General features: G+C 71.2%; 21 protein-coding genes. 20 read left to right on the forward strand and 1 reads right to left on the reverse strand.

What is annotated here, in order from left to right; genetic code table 11:
- Position 1 precedes the first annotated feature (1 nt).
- The 14 genes from ACFWWU_RS30855 (at position 2) to nusB (ending at position 13,393) form a co-directional block, all read left to right on the forward strand.
- The gene (locus ACFWWU_RS30855) at positions 2-349 is read left to right on the forward strand and encodes a DUF6167 family protein (RefSeq protein WP_384150269.1); all 348 of its coding nucleotides are present in this window, start codon (positions 2-4) and stop codon (positions 347-349) included.
- Positions 349-3,033 (forward strand): alanine--tRNA ligase, encoded by a 2,685-nt coding sequence (gene alaS, locus ACFWWU_RS30860; RefSeq protein WP_384150272.1) that lies wholly within the window; start codon positions 349-351, stop codon positions 3,031-3,033. Before ACFWWU_RS30855 ends, alaS begins: the two co-directional genes overlap by 1 nt.
- A 2-nt stretch (positions 3,034-3,035) precedes the next feature.
- The gene (gene ruvX / locus ACFWWU_RS30865; protein ID WP_099054263.1) at positions 3,036-3,500 is read left to right on the forward strand and encodes a Holliday junction resolvase RuvX; all 465 of its coding nucleotides are present in this window, start codon (positions 3,036-3,038) and stop codon (positions 3,498-3,500) included.
- Between the two features lie 101 nt (positions 3,501-3,601).
- On the forward strand, positions 3,602-5,431 hold the full coding sequence (mltG, locus tag ACFWWU_RS30870) for an endolytic transglycosylase MltG (protein ID WP_384150275.1): 1,830 nt from the start codon (positions 3,602-3,604) through the stop codon (positions 5,429-5,431).
- Complete coding sequence (locus ACFWWU_RS30875; RefSeq protein WP_384150278.1) at positions 5,428-6,255, forward strand: shikimate dehydrogenase; 828 nt, start codon at positions 5,428-5,430, stop codon at positions 6,253-6,255. Before mltG ends, ACFWWU_RS30875 begins: the two co-directional genes overlap by 4 nt.
- A 47-nt stretch (positions 6,256-6,302) precedes the next feature.
- Positions 6,303-6,575, forward strand: coding sequence for a hypothetical protein (locus ACFWWU_RS30880; protein WP_384150281.1), 273 nt, complete (start codon positions 6,303-6,305; stop codon positions 6,573-6,575).
- 114 nt (positions 6,576-6,689) lie between these two features.
- Complete coding sequence (aroC, locus tag ACFWWU_RS30885; protein WP_384150284.1) at positions 6,690-7,874, forward strand: chorismate synthase; 1,185 nt, start codon at positions 6,690-6,692, stop codon at positions 7,872-7,874.
- Positions 7,871-8,392, forward strand: a complete 522-nt coding sequence (locus tag ACFWWU_RS30890; RefSeq protein ID WP_384150287.1) for a shikimate kinase — start codon at positions 7,871-7,873, stop codon at positions 8,390-8,392. Before aroC ends, ACFWWU_RS30890 begins: the two co-directional genes overlap by 4 nt.
- Complete coding sequence (gene aroB / locus ACFWWU_RS30895; RefSeq protein ID WP_384150290.1) at positions 8,389-9,486, forward strand: 3-dehydroquinate synthase; 1,098 nt, start codon at positions 8,389-8,391, stop codon at positions 9,484-9,486. Before ACFWWU_RS30890 ends, aroB begins: the two co-directional genes overlap by 4 nt.
- Positions 9,483-9,929, forward strand: a complete 447-nt coding sequence (gene aroQ / locus ACFWWU_RS30900; RefSeq protein WP_384150293.1) for a type II 3-dehydroquinate dehydratase — start codon at positions 9,483-9,485, stop codon at positions 9,927-9,929. Before aroB ends, aroQ begins: the two co-directional genes overlap by 4 nt.
- Before the next feature lie 136 nt (positions 9,930-10,065).
- Positions 10,066-11,148 (forward strand): AAA family ATPase, encoded by a 1,083-nt coding sequence (locus ACFWWU_RS30905; RefSeq protein WP_384150296.1) that lies wholly within the window; start codon positions 10,066-10,068, stop codon positions 11,146-11,148.
- Positions 11,149-11,224: 76 nt separating this feature from the next.
- The gene (locus ACFWWU_RS30910) at positions 11,225-12,337 is read left to right on the forward strand and encodes an aminopeptidase P family protein (RefSeq protein ID WP_317593781.1); all 1,113 of its coding nucleotides are present in this window, start codon (positions 11,225-11,227) and stop codon (positions 12,335-12,337) included.
- A gap of 49 nt (positions 12,338-12,386) precedes the next feature.
- The gene (efp, locus tag ACFWWU_RS30915; RefSeq protein WP_384150300.1) at positions 12,387-12,953 is read left to right on the forward strand and encodes an elongation factor P; all 567 of its coding nucleotides are present in this window, start codon (positions 12,387-12,389) and stop codon (positions 12,951-12,953) included.
- A gap of 2 nt (positions 12,954-12,955) precedes the next feature.
- Complete coding sequence (gene nusB, locus ACFWWU_RS30920) at positions 12,956-13,393, forward strand: transcription antitermination factor NusB (protein WP_384150303.1); 438 nt, start codon at positions 12,956-12,958, stop codon at positions 13,391-13,393.
- A gap of 223 nt (positions 13,394-13,616) precedes the next feature.
- Here nusB and bldD read toward each other — a convergent pair whose 3' ends face one another.
- Positions 13,617-14,117: a transcriptional regulator BldD gene (gene bldD / locus ACFWWU_RS30925; protein WP_015032294.1), complete on the reverse strand. Its 501-nt coding sequence runs from the start codon at positions 14,115-14,117 to the stop codon at positions 13,617-13,619.
- Positions 14,118-14,362: 245 nt separating this feature from the next.
- On the opposite strand from bldD, the gene pyrR reads away from it, so the two are divergent.
- From pyrR to carB, 6 genes are all read left to right on the forward strand, one after another.
- Complete coding sequence (gene pyrR, locus ACFWWU_RS30930; protein ID WP_384150306.1) at positions 14,363-14,926, forward strand: bifunctional pyr operon transcriptional regulator/uracil phosphoribosyltransferase PyrR; 564 nt, start codon at positions 14,363-14,365, stop codon at positions 14,924-14,926.
- An 84-nt stretch (positions 14,927-15,010) separates the two neighbouring features.
- On the forward strand, positions 15,011-16,000 hold the full coding sequence (locus ACFWWU_RS30935; protein WP_317593777.1) for an aspartate carbamoyltransferase catalytic subunit: 990 nt from the start codon (positions 15,011-15,013) through the stop codon (positions 15,998-16,000).
- Positions 16,001-16,002: 2 nt separating this feature from the next.
- On the forward strand, positions 16,003-17,289 hold the full coding sequence (locus ACFWWU_RS30940) for a dihydroorotase (RefSeq protein ID WP_384150309.1): 1,287 nt from the start codon (positions 16,003-16,005) through the stop codon (positions 17,287-17,289).
- Positions 17,286-17,864: a hypothetical protein gene (locus ACFWWU_RS30945; protein WP_384150312.1), complete on the forward strand. Its 579-nt coding sequence runs from the start codon at positions 17,286-17,288 to the stop codon at positions 17,862-17,864. The genes ACFWWU_RS30940 and ACFWWU_RS30945 overlap by 4 nt, the downstream gene beginning before the upstream one ends.
- Entirely contained in the window at positions 17,861-19,009 is a 1,149-nt protein-coding gene (gene carA, locus ACFWWU_RS30950) for a glutamine-hydrolyzing carbamoyl-phosphate synthase small subunit (RefSeq protein WP_384150315.1), read from the forward strand. Before ACFWWU_RS30945 ends, carA begins: the two co-directional genes overlap by 4 nt.
- The gene (carB, locus tag ACFWWU_RS30955) at positions 19,002-22,310 is read left to right on the forward strand and encodes a carbamoyl-phosphate synthase large subunit (protein ID WP_384150317.1); all 3,309 of its coding nucleotides are present in this window, start codon (positions 19,002-19,004) and stop codon (positions 22,308-22,310) included. Before carA ends, carB begins: the two co-directional genes overlap by 8 nt.
- Positions 22,311-22,359 lie beyond the last annotated feature (49 nt).

Here is a 22,359-nt window from a genome sequence, read left to right on the forward strand (position 1 = left end):
CATGTTCCGCCGTACGTTCTGGTTCACGGCCGGCGCAGCCGCCGGCGTGTGGGCCACCGCCAAGGTCAACCGGAAGCTGAAGCAGCTGACGCCCGAGAGCCTCGCCGCCCAGGCGGCGAACAAGGCCGTCGAGACCGGTCACCGGCTCAAGGACTTCGCCCTCGACGTGAGGGCGGGCATGGTCCAGCGGGAGGCCCAACTGGGCGAGGCACTCGGCCTGGACGCACCAGCGGACCAGGACCGCGAGCTTCCGCCGCCGCGCCGCGGGGCGGCGCTCGATCCCACCGCGCGCCCGACCACGACGTATTCAATCCCCACGATCTCGTACAACCGGAATGAGGACCACTGATGGAGTCGGCTGAAATCCGCCGCCGCTGGCTGAGCTTCTTCGAGGAGCGCGGGCACACCGTCGTCCCTTCGGCGTCGCTCATCGCGGACGACCCGACTCTGCTGCTCGTCCCCGCCGGCATGGTGCCCTTCAAGCCCTACTTCCTGGGTGAGGTCAAGCCGCCCTTCTCGCGCGCCTCCAGCGTGCAGAAGTGCGTGCGGACGCCCGACATCGAGGAAGTCGGCAAGACCACTCGCCACGGCACGTTCTTCCAGATGTGCGGCAACTTCTCCTTCGGCGACTACTTCAAGGAAGGCGCCATCAAGCTCGCCTGGGAGCTGCTGACCACCTCGGTGGAGCACGGCGGCTACGGGCTGGACCCGGAGAAGCTCTGGATCACCGTCTACCAGGAGGACGACGAGGCCGAGCAGATCTGGCGTGACGTCGTCGGCGTCCCCGCCGAGCGCATCCAGCGCCTCGGCAAGAAGGACAACTACTGGTCGATGGGCGTCCCCGGACCCTGTGGCCCCTGCTCCGAGATCAACTACGACCGGGGTCCCGAGTTCGGCGTCGAGGGCGGCCCGGCCGTCAACGACGAGCGGTACGTGGAGATCTGGAACCTGGTCTTCATGCAGTACGAGCGCGGCGAGGGCTCCGGCAAGGACGACTTCCCGATCCTCGGCGAGCTGCCGTCGAAGAACATCGACACGGGCCTCGGCCTGGAGCGCCTGGCGATGATCCTCCAGGGCGTCCAGAACATGTACGAGACGGACACCCTCCAGGTCGTCATCAACAAGGCCACCGAACTCACCGGCGTCGCCTACGGCAAGTCCCACGACAGCGACGTCTCGCTGCGCGTCGTCGCCGACCACATGCGCACGTCCGTCATGCTCATCGGCGACGGCGTCACCCCCGGCAACGAGGGCCGCGGCTACGTGCTGCGCCGCATCATGCGCCGCGCCGTCCGCAACATGCGCCTGCTCGGCGCCTCCGGCCCGGTCGTCCAGGAGCTCGTGGACACCGTCATCAACACGATGGGCGAGCAGTACCCGGAGCTGGTCACCGACCGCAAGCGCATCGAGACGGTCGCCCTCGCCGAAGAGGCCGCCTTCCTGAAGGCCCTCAAGGGCGGCACGAACATCCTCGACACCGCCGTCACCGAGACCAAGGCCGCCGGCGGCACGATCATCTCCGGCGACAAGGCGTTCCTGCTCCACGACACCTGGGGCTTCCCGATCGACCTCACCCTGGAGATGGCCTCCGAGCAGGGCCTCTCCGTGGACGAGGACGGCTTCCGCCGCCTGATGAAGGAGCAGCGGGAGCGCGCCAAGGCCGACGCCAAGGCCAAGAAGACCGGTCACGCCGACATGACGGCGTACCGGGAGATCGCCGACGGCAACGGCGCCACCCAGTTCACCGGCTACACCAACACCGAGGGCGAGACCACGGTCGTCGGCCTCCTCGTCAACGGCGTCTCCTCGCCGGCGGCCTCCGAGGGCGACGAGGTCGAGGTCGTCCTCGACCGCACCCCGTTCTACGCCGAGGGCGGCGGCCAGATCGCCGACCAGGGCCGGATCAAGCTGCACAGCGGCGCGGTCATCGACATCCGCGACGTCCAGCAGCCGGTCCCGGGCGTCTCCGTGCACAAGGGCTCCGTCCAGGTCGGCGAGGTGACCGTCGGCGCCACCGCCTACGCCACCATCGACGTCCGGCGCCGGACGGCCATCGCCCGCGCCCACTCGGCCACCCACCTCACCCACCAGGCGCTGCGCGACGCCCTCGGCCCGACGGCCGCCCAGGCCGGTTCCGAGAACCAGCCCGGCCGTTTCCGCTTCGACTTCGGTTCGCCGAACGCCGTCCCCGGCACGGTCCTCGTCGATGTCGAGCAGAAGATCAACGAGATCCTCTCGCGCGAGCTGGAGGTCCACGCCGAGGTCATGGCGATCGACGAGGCCAAGCGCCAGGGTGCCATCGCCGAGTTCGGCGAGAAGTACGGCGAGCAGGTCCGCGTCGTCACCATCGGCGACTTCTCCAAGGAGCTGTGCGGCGGTACGCACGTCCGCAACACCGCCCAGCTGGGTCTGGTGAAGCTGCTCGGCGAGTCGTCGATCGGCTCCGGCGTGCGCCGCATCGAGGCCCTCGTCGGCGTCGACGCGTACAACTTCCTCGCCAAGGAGCACACGGTCGTCGCCCAGCTCCAGGAGCTGGTCAAGGGCCGTCCGGAGGAGCTGCCGGAGAAGATCTCCGCCATGCTCGGCAAGCTGAAGGACGCCGAGAAGGAGATCGAGAAGTTCCGCGCGGAGAAGGTCCTCCAGGCCGCCGCCGGTCTCGTCGACTCCGCCAAGGACGTCCGCGGCGTCGCCCTCGTGACCGGTCAGGTCCCGGACGGCACGACCGCCGACGACCTGCGCAAGCTGGTCCTCGACGTGCGGAGCCGGCTGCAGCAATTGTCGGGGGCCGTCGACCGTCCGGCCGTCGTGGCCCTGTTCACCACGGCCAACGGCAAGCCGCTCACGGTCATCGCCACCAACGAGGCGGCCCGCGAGCGCGGCCTCAAGGCCGGCGAGCTGGTCCGCACGGCCGCCAAGACCCTCGGCGGCGGTGGCGGCGGCAAGCCGGACGTCGCCCAGGGCGGCGGTACGAACCCGGAGGCCGTCGGCGAGGCCATCGCCGCCGTCGAGCGTCTCGTGACGGAGACGGCGTGACGATGCGTCGCGGCCGCCGTATCGCGGTCGACGTCGGGGACGCCCGGATCGGGGTCGCCTCGTGCGACCCCGACGGGGTCCTCGCCACGCCGGTGGAGACCGTGCCGGGACGTGACGTCCCGGCCGCCCACCGGCGGCTCCGCCAGATCGTCGAGGAGTACGAGCCCATCGAGGTCGTCGTGGGCCTGCCCCGCTCGCTCAGCGGGCGGGAGGGCCCGGCCGCGACCAAGGTCCGCGCCTTCGCCCGCGAGATGGCCAAGGGCATCGCGCCCGTGCCGGTCCGGCTGGTCGACGAGCGGATGACGACCGTCACCGCGACCCAGGGGCTGCGGGCCTCGGGAGTGAAGGCGAAGAAGGGGCGGTCCGTCATCGATCAGGCCGCCGCTGTGATCATCCTGCAAGCCGCTCTTGAGTCCGAACGGGTATCAGGTAATCCGCCCGGTGAGGGCGTCGAAGTGGTCATCTGATCGCGATACGGTAACGTTCCGCGCGATGCGGCGGTGTTCGAACAATTGCCGCACTACGTAGAGGCGGATCGTCCGGAAGCCTCGCGGCTGTTTGGGGATCGATGACTGAGTATGGACGGGGCCCCGGCTCCGAACCGTGGCACCCCACGGACCCGTTGTACGGGGACCAGGGGTGGGAAGGTCAGCAGCAGTACCAGCACCCGCAGCAGCCGGAGCAGGCGAGCCAGTACGGCCAGGGCGGCGGTCAGGGGTACGAGGACGCCTCATACCAGCAGCAGCAGCATCAGCAGCAGTACCAGCAGCCCCAGTACCAGGAGCAGCAGCAGTACCAAGGGCAGCAGTACCAGGACCCGCAGCAGTACCAGGACTCACAGCAGTCCCAGGGCTACGCGGATCCGCAGTACCAGCAGCAGATGCAGCCGCAGCAGTACCAGCAGCACCCGCAGCAACATCAGCAGCAGCAGTACGGGACGGGGTACCCGGGCGGTTACGACACGCCCGGGGACCTCGGACAGCAGTACGACGGCAGCTGGGAGTCGGGTCAGGCGGCGATGGCGTACGGCGCGCCCCCGGCCGATCCGTACGGCGGCCAGAACCCCGACTTCTACGGCACCCCCGAGGCGTACCCGCCGCCCCAGCCTCCCGGCCACCGGCAGAACCCGCCGGAGCCGGTGATCGACTGGGCGCCGGAGGAAGAGGCGCGTCCGGAACCCGAGGAAGCGCAGCACCCCTTCTTCACGGGCGCCGACGACTCGGACGACGACGAGTACGACGAGGAGCCGACACCGGGACGCGGCTCCCGCGGCGGCGACCGCGAACGCCGGAGCAAGTCGAAGAAGCGCAAGGGCAAGAACGGCGTGGCCTGCCTGGTCGTGGCGGCCGTCCTGGTGGGCGGTGTCGGCGGCGTCGGCTACTTCGGCTACCAGTTCTGGCAGGGCGAGTTCGGCGCGGCCGAGGACTACGCGGGCAACGGCTCCGGCGAGGTCCAGGTCGAGATCCCGAAGGACTCCGGCGGCTACCAGATCGGCAACATCCTCAAGAAGGCCGGCGTGGTGAAGAGCGTCGACGCCTTCGTCTCGGCGCAGGGGCGGAACGCGAAGGGTCTCTCGATCCAGGCGGGCGTCTACACGCTGAAGAAGGAGATGTCGGCCGAGAGCGCGGTCGCCCTCATGCTCAACCCGGCGAGCCAGGCCAACTTCGTCATTCCCGAGGGCAAGCGCAACACCTGGGTGTACGACCAGCTCGACAAGCGCCTCGACCTCAAGGCGGGCACCACCAAGGGCATCGCCCGCGCGAAGGCAGACTCCCTCGGGCTGCCCGACTGGGCCAAGAACCACGAGGACGTCAAGGACCCCCTGGAGGGCTTCCTCTTCCCGGCCAGCTACCCGGTCTCCAAGACGGCCAAGCCCGAGGAGGTGCTCCGCAAGATGGTGTCCCGCGCGAACGCGGAGTACACCAAGCTCGACATGGAGGCGAAGGCGAAGGAGCACGGCCTGGAAGGGCCGTGGGAGCTGCTGACGGTCGCGAGCCTCGTACAGGTCGAAGGCAAGTACAAGCACGACTTCGACAAGGTCGCGCGGGTCGTCTACAACCGGCTCAAGCCGAACAACGTGGAGACCGTGGGCCGTCTGGAGTTCGACTCGACGGTGAACTACTTCAGGGGCACGAGCACGCTCGACGTCGGCTCGGTCGAGAAGATGCGCAAGATCAAGGACCCGTACAACACGTACGCGTACGACGTGAACGGCCTCACTCCCGGTCCCATCAGCAATCCCGGCATCGAGGCGCTGAACTCGGCGATGAGCCCGGCCGACGGGCCCTGGTACTACTTCGTGTCGATCAACGAGAACAAGACCGTCTTCTCCGTGACCCTCAAGGAGCACAACCAGAACGTCGCGGAGTACGAGAAGGAACGGGAACAGGGCCAGTGAGCAAGCAGCACCGCGCGGCCGTCCTCGGTTCGCCGATCGCCCACTCGCTCTCCCCGGTCCTGCACCGGGCGGCCTACGCCGAGCTGGGCCTCGACGACTGGTCGTACGACCGGTTCGAGGTCGACGAGGCCGGACTGCCCGGCTTCGTCGGCGAGCTGGACGACAGCTGGGCCGGTCTGTCGCTGACCATGCCGCTCAAGCGGGCGATCATCCCGCTGCTCGACGAGATCAGTGACACGGCCGCGTCCGTGGAGGCCGTCAACACCGTCGTCCTCCGCGAGGACGGGCGGCGCGTCGGCGACAACACCGACATCCCCGGCATGATCGCCGCCCTGCGTGAGCGGGGCGTCGAGAAGGTGGAGTCGGCGGCGATCCTCGGCGCCGGCGCCACCGCCTCCTCCGCGCTGGCCGCACTCGCCCGGGTCTGCGCGGGCCCCGTCACCGCGTACGTCCGCAGTGAGGCGCGCGCCGAGGAGATGCGGGGCTGGGGCGAGCGGCTCGGGGTGGACGTCCGTACCGCCGACTGGGAGCGCGCGGCCGAGGCCTTCGCCGCGCCGCTGGTCATCGCGACCACCCCGGCCGGCACCACCAACGCCCTCGCCACCGCCGTCCCCGAGGCGGTCGGCACGCTCTTCGACGTCCTGTACGACCCGTGGCCGACCGCGCTCGCCGCGGCCTGGTCCGACCGCGGCGGCAAGGTCGTCGGCGGCCTCGACCTCCTCGTCCACCAGGCCGTCCTCCAGGTCGAGCAGATGACGGGCCGGACGCCCGCCCCGCTCGCGGCGATGCGCGCTGCGGGGGAGCGGGCGCTGGCCGCCAGGTAGGCTCGCCTGCGCCGGACCGATCGGCGTACAAGGGGAGTACGGGGGACATGGGCGAGGAACTGGTACTGGCGTCCAAGTGGGACATCGGCTTCGACGTGCTGCGCTTCGTGTGGGTGGGGTTCTTCAGCTCGCTGCCCCTGTGGGCGCGGTGCACCGTGCTCGCGCTGTTCGGCGCGACCCTGGTGTACGGCTTCGTCTCCTGGCTGCGGAATCGTTCCGCCTCTGCCTCGGAGGCCGAGGCGGAGGTATCGGAGACCGCTTCGGAGACCGCTCCGGAGGCCGTGGAGACCGTCCAGGAAGTTGAGACCCGCGTCCGATAGCTGGACCGGGGACCGGGCGACCGGCCCGGACGTGGGAGGATCGGATACGGCGGGCCCGGGCCGCGCACCCGGCCGCGCCGTCGCAGTACCCAGGCGCGAGCATGAGGAGCATCGTTGAGCAGGTTGCGTTGGCTGACCGCTGGGGAATCCCACGGACCCGCGCTGGTCGCGACGCTGGAGGGTCTTCCCGCCGGCGTCCCCGTCACCACCGAGCTGGTGGCGGACCACCTCGCGCGGCGGCGACTCGGCTATGGGCGCGGCGCCCGGATGAAGTTCGAGCAGGACGAGATCACCTTCCTCGGCGGTGTCCGCCACGGGCTCTCCCTCGGTTCCCCGATCGCCGTCATGGTCGGCAACACCGAGTGGCCCAAGTGGGAGAAGGTCATGTCGGCCGACCCGGTCGACCCGGCGGAGCTGAAGGAGACGGGTCGCAACGCGCCCCTGACCCGGCCCCGGCCCGGCCACGCCGACCTCGCCGGCATGCAGAAGTACGGCTTCGACGAGGCCCGCCCGATCCTGGAGCGCGCCAGCGCCCGGGAGACCGCCGCTCGTGTCGCCCTCGGCGCCATCGCCCGCTCCTTCATCAAGGAGACCGCGGGCATCGAGATCGTGTCGCACGTCGTCGAACTGGCGGCCGCCAAGGCCCCGTACGGCGTCTACCCGACCCCCGCCGACGTCGAGCGGCTCGACGCCGACCCGGTCCGCTGCCTCGACGCCGACGCGTCGAAGGCGATGGTCGCCGAGATCGACCAGGCCCACAAGGACGGCGACACCCTCGGCGGAGTCGTCGAGGTCCTCGCCTACGGCGTGCCCGTCGGCCTCGGCTCGCACGTCCACTGGGACCGGCGCCTCGACGCCCGGCTCGCCGCCGCCCTCATGGGGATCCAGGCCATCAAGGGCGTCGAGGTCGGCGACGGCTTCGAGCTCGCCCGCGTGCCCGGCTCGAAGGCCCACGACGAGATCGTCCGCACCGAGGACGGCATCAAGCGCACCTCCGGCCGTTCCGGCGGCACCGAGGGCGGTCTGACCACCGGTGAGCTGCTGCGCGTCCGCGCCGCGATGAAGCCGATCGCGACCGTCCCGCGCGCCCTCGCCACGATCGACGTCGTCACCGGCGAGGCCACGGCCGCCCACCACCAGCGCTCCGACGTGTGCGCCGTCCCCGCCGCCGGCATCGTCGCCGAGGCCATGGTCGCGCTCGTCCTCGCGGACGCCGTCGTCGAGAAGTTCGGCGGCGACAGCGTCCCGGAGACCCGCCGCAACGTGCGGTCGTACCTCGACAACCTGCACATCCGGTGACCGCCGGACCGCTGGTCGTCCTCGTCGGACCCATGGGATCCGGCAAGTCCACGGTGGGCGCGCTCCTGGCCGAACGGCTCGGCGCGCCCTACCGGGACACCGACGCCGACATCGTCGCCGCCGAGGGCCGGGAGATCTCCGACATCTTCGTCGAGGACGGCGAGGAGCACTTCCGCGCCCTGGAGCGGGCCGCCGTCCGCGAGGCCGTCGCCGCACACGAGGGCGTCCTCGCCCTCGGCGGCGGCGCGATCCTCGACGCCGACACCCGCGCCCTGCTCGCCGGACTGCCCGTCGCGTACCTCTCGATGGACGTCGAGGAGGCGGTCCGCCGCGTCGGCCTCAACACCGCGCGGCCGTTGCTCGCCGTCAACCCGCGCCGCCAGTGGCGCGAGCTGATGGACGCGCGCCGCCATCTCTACACCGAAGTCGCACGGGCGGTCGTCACCACCGACGACCGCACCCCCGAAGAGGTCGCGGACGCGGTCCTCTCGGCACTGGATCTGAAGAAGGACGCATGACGACGGACCAGGAAGTGACCCGTATCCAGGTCGCGGGCAGCGCGGGCACGGAGCCGTACGAGGTGCTGGTCGGCCGACAGCTGCTCGGCGAGCTCCCCGCCCTGATCGGCTCCCGGGCCAAGCGCGTCGCCGTGATCCACCCGGAGGCGCTCGCCGGCACCGGCGAGGCGCTCCGCGCGGACCTCGCCGACCAGGGCTTCGAGGCCGTCGCCATCCAGGTGCCGAACGCGGAGGAGGCGAAGACCGCCGAGGTCGCCGCCTACTGCTGGAAGGCGCTGGGCCAGACCGGCTTCACCCGGACCGACGTCATCGTCGGCGTCGGCGGCGGCGCGACCACCGACCTGGCGGGCTTCGTGGCCGCGACCTGGCTGCGGGGCGTGCGCTGGATCGCCGTACCGACCACGGTCCTGGCCATGGTCGACGCGGCCGTCGGCGGCAAGACGGGCATCAACACCGCCGAGGGCAAGAACCTCGTCGGCGCCTTCCACCCGCCGGCGGGCGTCATCTGCGACCTCGCCGCGCTCGACTCGCTGCCCGTGAACGACTACGTCAGCGGGCTCGCCGAGATCATCAAGGCCGGTTTCATCGCCGACCCCGCGATCCTCGACCTCGTCGAGGAGGACCCGGAGGCCGCGCGTACGCCCGCCGGCCCGCACACCGCCGAGCTGATCGTGCGGTCGATCCGGGTCAAGGCCGACGTCGTCTCCGGCGACCTCAAGGAGTCCGGCCGCCGCGAGATCCTCAACTACGGCCACACGCTGGCCCACGCCATCGAGAAGAACGAGCGGTACAAGTGGCGGCACGGCGCCGCCGTCTCCGTCGGCATGGTGTTCGCCGCCGAGCTCGGCCGGCTCGCCGGGCGGCTCGACGACGCCACCGCCGACCGGCACCGCGCGGTCCTGGAGTCCGTCGGCCTGCCGCTCACGTACCGCGGCGACCAGTGGCCCAAGCTCCTGGAGACGATGAAGGTGGACAAGAAGTCCCGCGGCGACCTGCTGCGCTTCATCGTGCTCGACGGACTCGGCAAGCCGGCCGTCCTGGAAGGCCCCGACCCGGCCGTGCTGTTCGCGGCGTACGGCGAGGTGGCGGTGTGACCGATCCCCGACCCGTGCTGGTGCTGAACGGCCCGAACCTCGGGCGGCTCGGTTCCCGCGAGCCCGACATCTACGGCGCCACCTCGTACAAGGGGCTCGTCGAGTCCTGCCGGGCCCTCGGCGCGGAGCTCGGCTTCGACGTCGAGGTCCGGGAGACCAACGACGAGGGCGAGATGATCCGCTGGCTCCACGAGGCGGCGGACGACTCGGTCCCGGTGGTGCTCAATCCGGGGGCGTTCACGCACTACTCGTACGGGATGCGGGACGCGGCCGCGCAGCGGACGGCGCCGCTGATCGAGGTGCACATCTCGAACCCGTACACCCGTGAGGAGTTCCGGCACACCTCGGTCGTCGCGGCCGTGGCGACCGGGACGGTGGCCGGCTTCGGGATCGGCTCCTACCGGCTGGCCCTGCGGGCGCTGGCCGAGGAACTGGCCGGCTGACACGGGAGTGGACAGGGCCGGGGGCGGGCAGGGCACTACGCGCCGCCCCCGGCCGTTCCCCCTGTGGGGGCAAGGGGCGGTAACGTTCCGGCGTCCCTGATACATCATTCAGTCGTACGAGACGGAGTGGCACCGGATGCAGCACGCAGTGGGGGGCCCGCTGCCACCGCCCGAGCAGTCGCCGGGCCAGGCGCCCGGCACCGGACCCGTGGCAGGCGCCGCGCCAGGGCCAGTGGTGGGGCCGATCTCGGGACCGGTTCCCGGATCGGGTCCCGGGCCCGTCGCGGGGCCCGCATCCGGGCCGGGGGCCGGCGCGCGGGGCGTACACCCGCCCGTTCCGCCCGCGCCCCCGCAGCCCGCCCCGTACTCCGTACCGTCCGCCGGGTCCCGGCTCGGCGTGCACCCCGTCCTTCAGGCGGGCGCTCCCCGGCCCCCGCACCCCGCTCCGCCCCCGCACTCCGCACCGCCCGCCCCGGGCCCCGGAGGAACGGGCTGGGGCGCCCCCGGAGCCGTACCGCAGCACTCGGCGGCCCCTCAGCATCCGGCTGCCCCGCAGCACTCGGCCCAGGCGCCGCTCCGGGCGGACCTCACCGGCCACGTCCCGCTGCCTCCCGTGGCCGCGCCCGTCGCGCCGCTTGTGGAGCACGGCGGGGGGACCGGCGCCGCGACCCTCGCCGTCCTGCTCATCGGCCCCGCGGGTGCGGGCAAGACGACCGTCGCCCGCCACTGGGCCCAGCGGCGGCACGTACCCACCGCCCACATCAGCCTCGACGACGTGCGCGAGTGGGTCTGCTCCGGCTTCGCCGACCCGCAGTCCGGCTGGAACGAGCACTCCGAGGCGCAGTACCGGCTCGCCCGCCGCACCTGCGGCTTCGCCGCCCGCAACTTCCTGGCCAACGGCATCTCCTGCATCGTCGACGACGCGGTCTTCCCCGACCGGCCCGTCGTCGGCCTCGGCGGCTGGAAGCGGCACGTCGGCCCCGGCCTGCTGCCCGTCGTGCTCCTGCCGGGCCTGGAGATCGTCCTGGAGCGCAACGCCGAGCGCAGCGGCAACCGGCGCCTCTCGGACGAGGAGGTCGCCGCCATCCACGGCCGGATGGCCGGCTGGTACGGCTCCGGCCTGCCGATCATCGACAACTCCACGTACGACGTCGAGACCACCGCGCGCGTCCTCGACGACGTCCTCGCCCGTGCGATAGCCAGCCCGCCCTCCTGGTGACCCGACGCGGGCCCGGTCCCGCACGGTCGGCCGCGCAGAACAGGCCATCGCGCCGAGCTCCTCGTAGGCTCGGGGCATGTCAGAGGTGTATGCGGACCGCCGTGTACGGCTGCGCGATCGGTGCGCGGCCGCGGGCAGCCCGGCGGCCCTGGTCTCCCGCCCCGCCAACGTCCGCTATCTCGCGGGCGGTTCGCCCGCGGGAGCCGTCCTGCTCATCGGCCCCGAGCCGGCCGCGGACGTCCTGCTCTGCCCCGTCGCGCCCGGCGGCGAGCCGGCCGACGGACGGCTCGACGAGCTGCTCCGGCAACAGGTCCTGCCCGCCGGCGGGGGTGATCCGGCGGTCGCCGCCGTCGACCTCGCCCGCCGGGCGGGCGCCGACGCGCTCGCCGTCGAGGAACACGACCTGACCGTGGCCCGACACCGCGCGATGGGCTCCGTCGCGCCAGGGCTCCACCTCGCCGACCTCGCCTGCGCCGTGGAACAGCTCAGGATCGTCAAGGACGAGGACGAGATCGCCTGCCTGCGGATCGCCGCCGAGATCGCCGACCAGGCCCTCGGCGAGCTCCTGGAGTCGATCCTGGTGGGGCGGACCGAGCGCCACCTCGCCCTGGAACTGGAGCGGCGGCTCGTCGACCACGGCGCCGACGGAGCGGCCTTCGCGACGTCGGTGGCGACCGGCCCGCACTCCGGGCGCCGACGGCACCGGCCCACCGACCGCCGGGTCGAGGAGGGTGATTTCCTCTCCGTCTGCCTCGGCGCCGACTACCGCGGCTACCGGTGCGAGATCGGTCGCACGTTCGTCATCGGCACGACGCCCGCCGACTGGCAGATCGAGCTGTACGAGCTCGTCTTCGCCGCTCAGCGGGCCGGACGCGAGTCCCTCGCACCGGGCGCCGAGTACCGCGACGTGGACCGCGCGGCCCGCCAGATCCTGGACGCCGGAGGCCACGCGGAGGCCGCCGTGCCGCTCACCGGGCACGGGGTGGGGCTCGAAATCGACGAGGACCCGCAGCTCTCACCCTCGGCCATGGGTAAACTGGACGCTTGTGTGCCGGTCACCGTCGAACCGGGGGTTCACCTCCCGGGCCGGGGCGGGGTCCGGATCGATGACACGCTCGTCGTACGCCAGGAGGCGGACGGCGGACCCGAGCTACTCACCATCACGACCAAGGAGCTGCTCGCGCTGTAAGGCGCGTACGCCTCCACGGTCCCACGTCAGTCCAGGAGATTCCGCAACCGTGGCTTCCACGAACGACCTCAAGAACGGCATGGTGCTCAAGCTCGAAGGCGGCCAGCTCTGGTCCGTCGTCGAGTTCCAGCACGTCAAGCCCGGCAAGGGCCCGGCCTTCGTGCGCACCAAGCTCAAGAACGTGCTGTCCGGCAAGGTCGTCGACAAGACCTTCAACGCCGGTGTGAAGGTCGAGACGGCCACCATCGACCGCCGCGACATGCAGTTCTCCTACATGGACGGCGACTACTTCGTCTTCATGGACATGGAGACCTACGACCAGCTGCACGTCGACCGCAAGTCGGTGGGCGACGCCGCGAACTTCCTCATCGAGGGCTTCACCGCCTCGGTCGCGCAGCACGAGGGCTCGGTGCTCTACGTCGAGCTCCCCGCCGCCGTCGTGCTCACGATCGAGCACACCGACCCGGGCGTCCAGGGCGACCGCTCCACCGGTGGCACCAAGCCCGCCAAGCTGGTGACCGGCCACGAGATCCAGGTCCCGCTCTTCATCACCACCGGTGAGAAGGTCAAGGTCGACACCCGCACCAGCGACTACCTCGGCCGGGTGAACGACTAACCGTGGCCGCTCGGAGCAAGGCCCGCAAGCGCGCCTTCCAGATCCTCTTCGAGGCCGACCAGCGCGACGCCTCCGTCCAGGAGGTCCTCGCGGACCAGGTCCGGCTCGCGCGGTCGGACGACCGTCAGCCGCCGGTCACCGACTTCACCATGCAGCTGGTCGAGGGGTACGCGGCGCACGTCCACCGCATCGACGAGCTCATCGCCACCTACGCGGTGGACTGGGACCTCGACCGGATGCCGGTCGCCGACCGGAACATCGTGCGCCTCGGCGCGTACGAGCTGATCTGGGAGGACGGGACGCCGGACGCGGTCGCGATCGACGAAGCGGTCCAGCTCGCCAAGGAGTTCTCCACCGACGAGTCCCCGAACTTCGTCAACGGCCTGCTGGCGCGCTTCAAGGACTTGAAGCCGCGCCTCCGCCGGGACGCGGACGTCTGAGTCCGTAGCCCGTCACCGGCCGTCGAAGGGGCCCGCAGCGCTCGCGCTGCGGGCCCCTTCGACGTGTCCGGGCCCGTCCGGGCCTTTCCGGGACGGCGGAGCGCTCCGGAAGCCCTGAGCGGCCCGTGCAGGCCGGAGAAAGCACCGGGCCCGTGGACGTCGGATGACGTCCACGGGCCCGGCGGTACGTTTCTGCTGTTGCCTCGGAAGGGCAGCGGAAGGGTCAGTTCTCCTCGTGGGCGACCGCGCGGCGCGCGTCCGCGTCGAGGACGCCCCAGCTGATCAGCTGCTCGGTGAGGACCGAGGGGGACTGGTCGTAGATGACGGCCAGGGTGCGCAGGTCGTCCTGGCGGATCGACAGCACCTTGCCGTTGTAGTCGCCGCGCTGCGACTGGATCGTCGCCGCGTAGCGCTGGAGCGGGCCGGCCTTCTCCTGGGGGACGTGCGCGAGGCGCTCCAAGTCCAGGACCAGCTTCGGCGGCGGCTCGGCGGCCCCGCCCGGGGTCGTGCCCGGCAGGAGCTCCTGCACCGGCACCCCGTAGAAGTCGGCCAGCTCGGCGAGACGCTGCACGGTCACCGCGCGGTCACCACGCTCGTACGAGCCGACCACCACGGCCTTCCAGCGGCCCTGGGACTTCTCCTCCACCCCGTGGAGGGAAAGACCCTGCTGGGTGCGGATGGCACGGAGTTTGGCCCCGAGCTGCTTTGCGTATTCGCTGGACATAACGCTCCCGGACGCTGTGACGACATGCGGCTGCGCCGCGCGGCTGGTAACTCACTGTGAAGGTTACGCAGCGTTACGCTCGCCCGTCAAGCCGAAAGGTCCGTACCGCCCCCTCCCGGGGGACGTCGCCGGGGTGGCGGCGGGGGCGACGGAGGCGCGACGGCTCGCCCCTGGTAGTGTGGGCCGCGTAAATCCGACGTCCTTTAAGAGCCGTCCCGTGAGGCGGAGAAGGAGGTCCGTTTCCCATGGACGCTCAGCAGTACAGCGATGACGCCCGGCCCGTGCTCGAGGCCCCCGACATCGCGCGGGTCCTGACCCGCATCGCCCACGAGATCGTCGAACGCGCCAAGGGCGCCGACGACGTGGTGCTCCTCGGTATCCCCACCCGCGGTGTCTTCCTCGCCCGCCGGCTGGCCGAGAAGCTCGAATCGATCACCGGCACCAAGATCCCGGTCGGATCCCTCGACATCACGATGTACCGGGACGACCTGCGGCTGAAGCCGGCCCGCGCCCTCGGCCGCACCGACATCCCCGCTGACGGCATCGACGGCCGCCTCGTCGTCCTCGTCGACGACGTGCTCTTCTCCGGCCGCACCATCCGCGCCGCCCTCGACGCCCTCGGCGACATCGGCCGCCCGCGCGCCGTCCAGCTCGCGGTCCTCGTCGACCGCGGCCACCGCGAACTTCCGATCCGCGCCGACTACGTCGGCAAGAACCTCCCCACGTCGCTGCGGGAGACGGTCAAGGTCCAGCTCGCCGAGGAGGACGGTCGCGACACCGTCCTGCTCGGTTCCAAGACCTCCTCCTAGCCGGACCGGCTTCCCCGCGGGGCAGGGGCACATCCCTGCGCCCCCGCATGCCCTCGCACCTCCCCACCACGGAGAGAAACCCCGATGATGCGTCACCTCATCTCGGCCGCCGACCTCACCCGCGACGACGCCGTCCTGATCCTCGACACCGCCGAGGAGATGGCCCGGGTGGCCGACCGGCCCATCAAGAAGCTGCCCGCCCTGCGCGGCCGGACCATCTGCAACCTGTTCTTCGAGGACTCCACCCGGACCCGGATCTCCTTCGAGGCCGCCGAGAAGCGCCTCTCCGCCGACGTGATCAACTTCGCGGCCAAGGGCTCCAGCGTCTCCAAGGGCGAGTCCCTCAAGGACACCGCGCAGACCCTGGAGGCCATGGGCGTCGACGCGGTCGTCATCCGGCACGGCGCCTCCGGCGCCCCGTACCGCCTCGCCACCTCCGGCTGGATCGACGCCCCCGTCGTCAACGCCGGCGACGGCACCCACCAGCACCCCACCCAGGCCCTCCTGGACGCCTTCACCATGCGCCGCCGGCTCGTCGGCCGTGACGCGGGCCTCGGCAAGGACCTGGCCGGCCGGCGCATCACGATCGTCGGCGACATCCTGCACAGCCGGGTCGCCCGCTCCAACGTCGACCTGCTGCACACCCTCGGCGCCGAGGTCACCCTGGTGGCCCCGCCGACCCTCGTCCCCGTCGGCGTCGAGACCTGGCCCTGCGAGATCTCGTACGACCTCGACAGGGTGCTGCCGAAGTCCGACGCGGTGATGATGCTGCGTGTGCAGCGAGAGCGGATGAACGCGGCCTTCTTCCCCACCGAGCGCGAGTACTCGCGCCGGTACGGGCTCGACGGCGACCGGATGGCGAAGATGCCCGAGCACGCCATCGTCATGCACCCCGGACCTATGGTCCGCGGCATGGAGATCACCGCCGAGGTCGCCGACTCCGACCGCTGCACGGTGATCGAGCAGGTCGCCAACGGCGTCTCGATCCGGATGGCCGTCCTCTACCTGCTGCTCGGCGGCAACGACTCCGCCGCCACCGCCCCCAGCACCACCCGCACCGAGGAGAGCAAGTAATCATGAGCAAGATCCTTATCCGTGGTGCGCAGGTGCTCGGCGGCGAGGCCCAGGACGTCCTGATCGACGGCGAGACCATCGCAGAGGTCGGCACCGGCCTGTCGGCCGAGGGCGCGACGGTCATCGAGGCCGAGGGGCAGATCCTGCTGCCCGGCCTGGTCGACCTCCACACCCACCTGCGCGAGCCCGGCCGCGAGGACTCCGAGACCGTCCTCACCGGCACCCGCGCCGCCGCCTCCGGTGGCTACACCGCCGTCTTCGCCATGGCCAACACGCACCCGGTCGCCGACACCGCCGGCGTCGTCGAGCAGGTCTACCGACTCGGCAAGGAGTCCGGCTACTGCGACGTCCAGCCCATCGGCGCCGTCACCGTCGGCCTGGAGGGCAAGAAGCTCGCCGAGCTCGGCGCCATGCACGACTCCGCCGCCGGCGTCACCGTCTTCTCCGACGACGGCAAGTGCGTCGACGACGCCGTGATCATGCGCCGCGCCCTGGAGTACGTGAAGGCCTTCGGCGGCGTCGTCGCCCAGCACGCCCAGGAGCCCCGCCTCACCGAGGGCGCCCAGATGAACGAGGGCATCGTCTCGGCAGAGCTCGGTCTCGGCGGCTGGCCGGCCGTCGCCGAGGAGTCGATCATCGCGCGTGACGTCCTCCTCGCCGAGCACGTCGCCTCCCGCGTCCACATCTGCCACCTCTCCACGGCCGGCTCCGTCGAGATCGTCCGCTGGGCCAAGTCCCGCGGCATCGACGTCACCGCCGAGGTCACCCCGCACCACCTCCTCCTCACGGACGAGCTGGTCCGCTCGTACAACCCCGTCTACAAGGTCAACCCGCCGCTGCGCACCGAGAAGGACGTCCTCGCGCTGCGCGAGGCGCTGGCCGACGGCACGATCGACATCGTCGCCACCGACCACGCCCCGCACCCGCACGAGGACAAGGACTGCGAGTGGGCCGCCGCCGCCATGGGCATGGTCGGCCTGGAGACCGCCCTCTCCGTCGTCCAGCAGACGATGGTCGAGACCGGCCTCCTCGACTGGGCCGGCGTCGCCGACCGCATGTCCTTCGCCCCGGCCCGCATCGGCCAGGCCAAGGGCCATGGACGACCCGTCTCGGCTGGTGAGCCCGCGAACCTGACGCTGGTCGATCCGGCTTACCGTGGTGTCGTGGACCCCGCGGACTTCGCCTCCCGCAGCCGCAACACCCCCTACGAGGGTCGCGAGCTGCCGGGACGCGTCACCCACACCATCCTGCGGGGCCGGGCAACGGTCGTGGACGGGAAGCTGGCGTGACACCACTCATCGCAATCGCCGCAGAGGCAGCGGATCAGAAGTCGGCGGAAGTGACCGACTGGGCCGGACGGATCGGCTGGGTCGCCGGACTGCTGCTCTTCGTCGTCCTCGTCTACTGGCTGATGCGCCAGGGCTGGAAGTGGCGCGGCAGCCTCCAGTCGGACCTGCCCGAACTCCCCACCGCGCCGGAGGCTCCCGGAGCGGCGAAACTGACCCTCAGCGGGCGCTACCACGGGTCCACGACCGCCGGGCAGTGGCTCGACCGGATCGTCGCCCACGGCCTCGGCACCCGCAGCCGCGTCGAGCTCACGCTCACCGACGCCGGAATCGCGGTCGTACGCCCCGGGGCGAACGACTTCTTCATCCCGACGGACGCCCTGCGCGAGGCCCGCCTCGACAAGGGCATCGCCGGCAAGGTCCTCGCCGAGGGCGGCCTGCTGATCGTCACCTGGGCCCACGGCGAAAAGCTGCTCGACTCCGGCTTCCGCTCCGACCGGGCGGCCGAGCACACCGCCTGGGTCGAGGCCCTCGACTCCCTGCACCACACCACCACGACGGAAGGCATCGCACGATGACGACCTCCACCAGGGGAGCCGCCAAGGCTCCCGCCGTACTCGTCCTGGAGGACGGCCGCATCTTCCGCGGCCGCGCCTACGGGGCCGTGGGGGAGACCTTCGGCGAGGCCGTGTTCTCCACCGGCATGACCGGCTACCAGGAGACCCTCACCGACCCGTCGTACCACCGGCAGGTGGTCGTCATGACCGCCCCGCACGTCGGCAACACCGGCGTCAACGACGAGGACCCCGAGTCCGGCCGCATCTGGGTCTCCGGCTACGTCGTCCGCGACCCCGCCCGCGTCTCCTCCAACTGGCGCGCCCAGCGCTCGCTGGACGAGGAGCTGGAGCGCCAGGGCGTCGTCGGCATCTCCGGCATCGACACCCGCGCCCTCACCCGCCACCTGCGCGAGCGCGGCGCCATGCGCGTCGGCATCTTCTCCGGCGAGGCCTGGACCGGCATCCGCGACGAGGCCCTCCTCGCGAAGGTCCAGGAGCAGCCCCAGATGAAGGGCGCGAACCTCTCCGCCGAGGTCGCCACCAAGGAGACGTACGTCGTCCCCGCGATCGGCACGAAGAAGTTCACCGTCGCCGCCGTCGACCTCGGCATCAAGGGCATGACCCCGCACCGGATGGCCGAGCGCGGCATCGAGGTCCACGTGCTGCCCGCCACCGCCACCGCCGAGGACATCTACGCGGTGAACCCGGACGGCGTCTTCTTCTCCAACGGCCCGGGCGACCCGGCCACCGCCGACGGCCCCGTCGCCGTCATGCGCGCCGTCCTGGAGCGCAGGACCCCGCTCTTCGGCATCTGCTTCGGCAACCAGATCCTCGGTCGCGCCCTCGGCTTCGGCACCTACAAGCTGAAGTACGGCCACCGCGGCATCAACCAGCCGGTCCAGGACCGCACCACGGGCAAGGTCGAGGTCACCGCGCACAACCACGGCTTCGCCGTCGACGCGCCCCTCGACAAGGTCTCCGACACCCCCTACGGGCGCGCCGAGGTCTCCCACGTGTGCCTGAACGACCAGGTCGTGGAAGGCCTTCGGCTGCTCGACCAGCCGGCCTTCTCCGTCCAGTACCACCCCGAGGCGGCCGCGGGCCCGCACGACGCCGCGTACCTCTTCGACCGTTTCGTATCCCTGATGGAGGCCGAGCGTGCCTAAGCGCACCGATATCCAGTCCGTCCTGGTCATCGGCTCCGGCCCGATCGTCATCGGACAGGCCGCCGAGTTCGACTACTCCGGCACCCAGGCCTGCCGCATCCTCAAGGCCGAGGGCCTGCGGGTCATCCTGGTCAACTCCAACCCGGCCACGATCATGACCGACCCGGAGATCGCCGACGCCACGTACGTCGAGCCGATCACCCCCGAGTTCGTCGAGAAGATCATCGCCAAGGAGCGCCCCGACGCCCTCCTGCCCACCCTCGGCGGCCAGACCGCGCTCAACACCGCGATCTCCATGCACGAGCAGGGCGTCCTGGAGAAGTACGGCGTCGAGCTCATCGGCGCCAACGTGGAGGCCATCAACAAGGGCGAGGACCGCGACCTCTTCAAGGGCGTCGTCGAGGCCGTCAAGGCCAAGATCGGCTACGGCGAGTCCGCCCGCTCGGTCATCTGCCACACCATGGACGACGTGATCCAGGGCGTCGAGACGCTCGGCGGCTACCCCGTCGTCGTCCGCCCCTCCTTCACCATGGGCGGCGCCGGCTCCGGCTTCGCGCACGACGAGGAGGAGCTCCGCCGCATCGCCGGCCAGGGCCTCACGCTCTCCCCGACCACCGAGGTGCTCCTGGAGGAGTCCATCCTCGGCTGGAAGGAGTACGAGCTGGAGCTGATGCGCGACAAGAACGACAACGTCGTGGTGGTCTGCTCCATCGAGAACTTCGACCCGATGGGCGTCCACACCGGTGACTCGATCACCGTCGCCCCGGCGATGACGCTCACCGACCGCGAGTACCAGCGGCTGCGCGACATCGGCATCGCGATCATCCGCGAGGTCGGCGTCGACACCGGCGGCTGCAACATCCAGTTCGCGATCGACCCGGTCGACGGCCGGATCATCGTCATCGAGATGAACCCCCGCGTCTCCCGCTCCTCGGCGCTCGCCTCCAAGGCGACCGGCTTCCCGATCGCCAAGATCGCGGCCCGCCTCGCCGTCGGCTACACGCTGGACGAGATCCCGAACGACATCACGGAGAAGACCCCGGCGTCCTTCGAGCCCTCGCTCGACTACGTCGTCGTCAAGGCCCCGCGCTTCGCCTTCGAGAAGTTCCCCTCCGCCGACTCCACGCTGACCACGACCATGAAGTCGGTCGGCGAGGCCATGGCGATCGGCCGCAACTTCACCGAGGCGCTCCAGAAGGCGCTGCGCTCCCTGGAGAAGAAGGGCTCGCAGTTCACCTTCGTCGGCGAGCCCGGCGACAAGGACGAGCTCCTGAGCGCGTCGGTCCGCCCGACCGACGGCCGCATCAACACCGTGATGCAGGCCATCCGCGCCGGCGCCACCCCGCAGGAGGTCTTCGACGCCACGAAGATCGACCCGTGGTTCGTCGACCAGCTCTTCCTGATCAAGGAGATCGCCGACGAGCTGACCGCGGCCGAGAAGCTCGACCCCGAGATCCTCGCCGAGGCCAAGCGCCACGGCTTCTCCGACGCCCAGATCGCCGAGATCCGCGGCCTGCGCGAGGACGTCGTCCGCGAGGTCCGGCACGCCCTCGGCGTCCGCCCGGTCTACAAGACGGTCGACACCTGCGCCGCCGAGTTCGCCGCCAAGACCCCGTACTTCTACTCCTCGTACGACGAGGAGAGCGAGGTCGCGCCGCGCACCAAGCCCGCCGTGATCATCCTGGGCTCCGGCCCGAACCGCATCGGCCAGGGCATCGAGTTCGACTACTCCTGCGTCCACGCCTCCTTCGCCCTGAGCGACGCCGGCTACGAGACCGTGATGGTCAACTGCAACCCGGAGACCGTCTCGACGGACTACGACACCTCCGACCGCCTGTACTTCGAGCCGCTCACGCTCGAGGACGTGCTGGAGATCGTCCACGCCGAGACCCTCGCCGGCCCCGTCGCCGGTGTCGTCGTCCAGCTCGGCGGCCAGACCCCGCTGGGCCTGTCGCAGGCGCTCAAGGACAACGGCGTGCCGGTCGTCGGCACCCCGCCGGAGGCCATCCACGCCGCCGAGGACCGCGGCGCCTTCGGCCGGGTCCTCGCCGAGGCCGGCCTCCCCGCCCCGAAGCACGGCACCGCGACCACCTTCGCCGGCGCCAAGGCCATCGCCGACGAGATCGGCTACCCCGTCCTCGTACGCCCGTCGTACGTACTCGGCGGCCGCGGCATGGAGATCGTGTACGACGAGACCCGGCTGGAGTCGTACATCGCCGAGTCCACCGAGATCAGCCCCACCCGGCCGGTCCTGGTCGACCGCTTCCTCGACGACGCCATCGAGATCGACGTCGACGCGCTCTACGACGGCGAGGAGCTCTACCTCGGCGGCGTCATGGAGCACATCGAGGAGGCCGGCATCCACTCCGGCGACTCGGCCTGCGCCCTGCCCCCGATCACCCTCGGCGGCTTCGACATCAAGCGCCTGCGCATCTCCACCGAGGCGATCGCCAAGGGCGTCGGCGTCCGCGGCCTGATCAACATCCAGTTCGCCATGGCCGGCGACATCCTCTACGTCCTGGAGGCGAACCCCCGCGCCTCCCGGACCGTCCCCTTCACCTCGAAGGCGACCGCCGTGCCGCTCGCGAAGGCCGCCGCCCGCATCTCGCTGGGCGCCACCATCGCCGAGCTGCGCGCCGAGGGCCTGCTGCCGAAGAACGGCGACGGCGGCACCCTGCCGATCGACGCGCCGATCTCCGTCAAGGAGGCCGTCATGCCGTGGTCGCGCTTCCGCGACATCCACGGCCGCGGCGTCGACACCGTCCTCGGCCCGGAGATGCGCTCGACCGGCGAGGTCATGGGCATCGACGCGGTCTTCGGCACGGCGTACGCCAAGTCGCAGGCCGGCGCCTACGGCCCGCTGCCCACCAAGGGCCGCGCGTTCATCTCCGTGGCCAACCGCGACAAGCGCTCGATGATCTTCCCGGCGCGCGAACTCGTCGCCCACGGCTTCGAGCTGCTCGCCACCTCCGGCACCGCCGAGGTCCTCAAGCGCAACGGCATCAATGCCACGATCGTGCGCAAGCTCAGCGAGGGCGAGGGCCCGAACGGCGAGAAGACCGTCGTCCAACTGATCCACGACGGCCAGGTCGACCTGATCGTCAACACCCCGTACGGCACCGGCGGCCGCCTCGACGGCTACGAGATCCGTACGGCCGCGGTGGCGCGCGGCGTCCCGTGCCTCACCACGGTCCAGGCGCTCGCCGCGGCCGTCCAGGGCATCGACGCGCTCAACCACGGCGACGTCGGCGTCCGCTCGCTCCAGGAACACGCGGAGCATCTGACCGCGGCCCGCGACTAGCAGCCCGTACGAAGCAGGGGGACACCGGAAACACCGCGGTGTCCCCCTC

It is taken from the genome of Streptomyces sp. NPDC058650, from assembly GCF_042717315.1.
Lineage (GTDB): Bacteria > Actinomycetota > Actinomycetes > Streptomycetales > Streptomycetaceae > Streptomyces.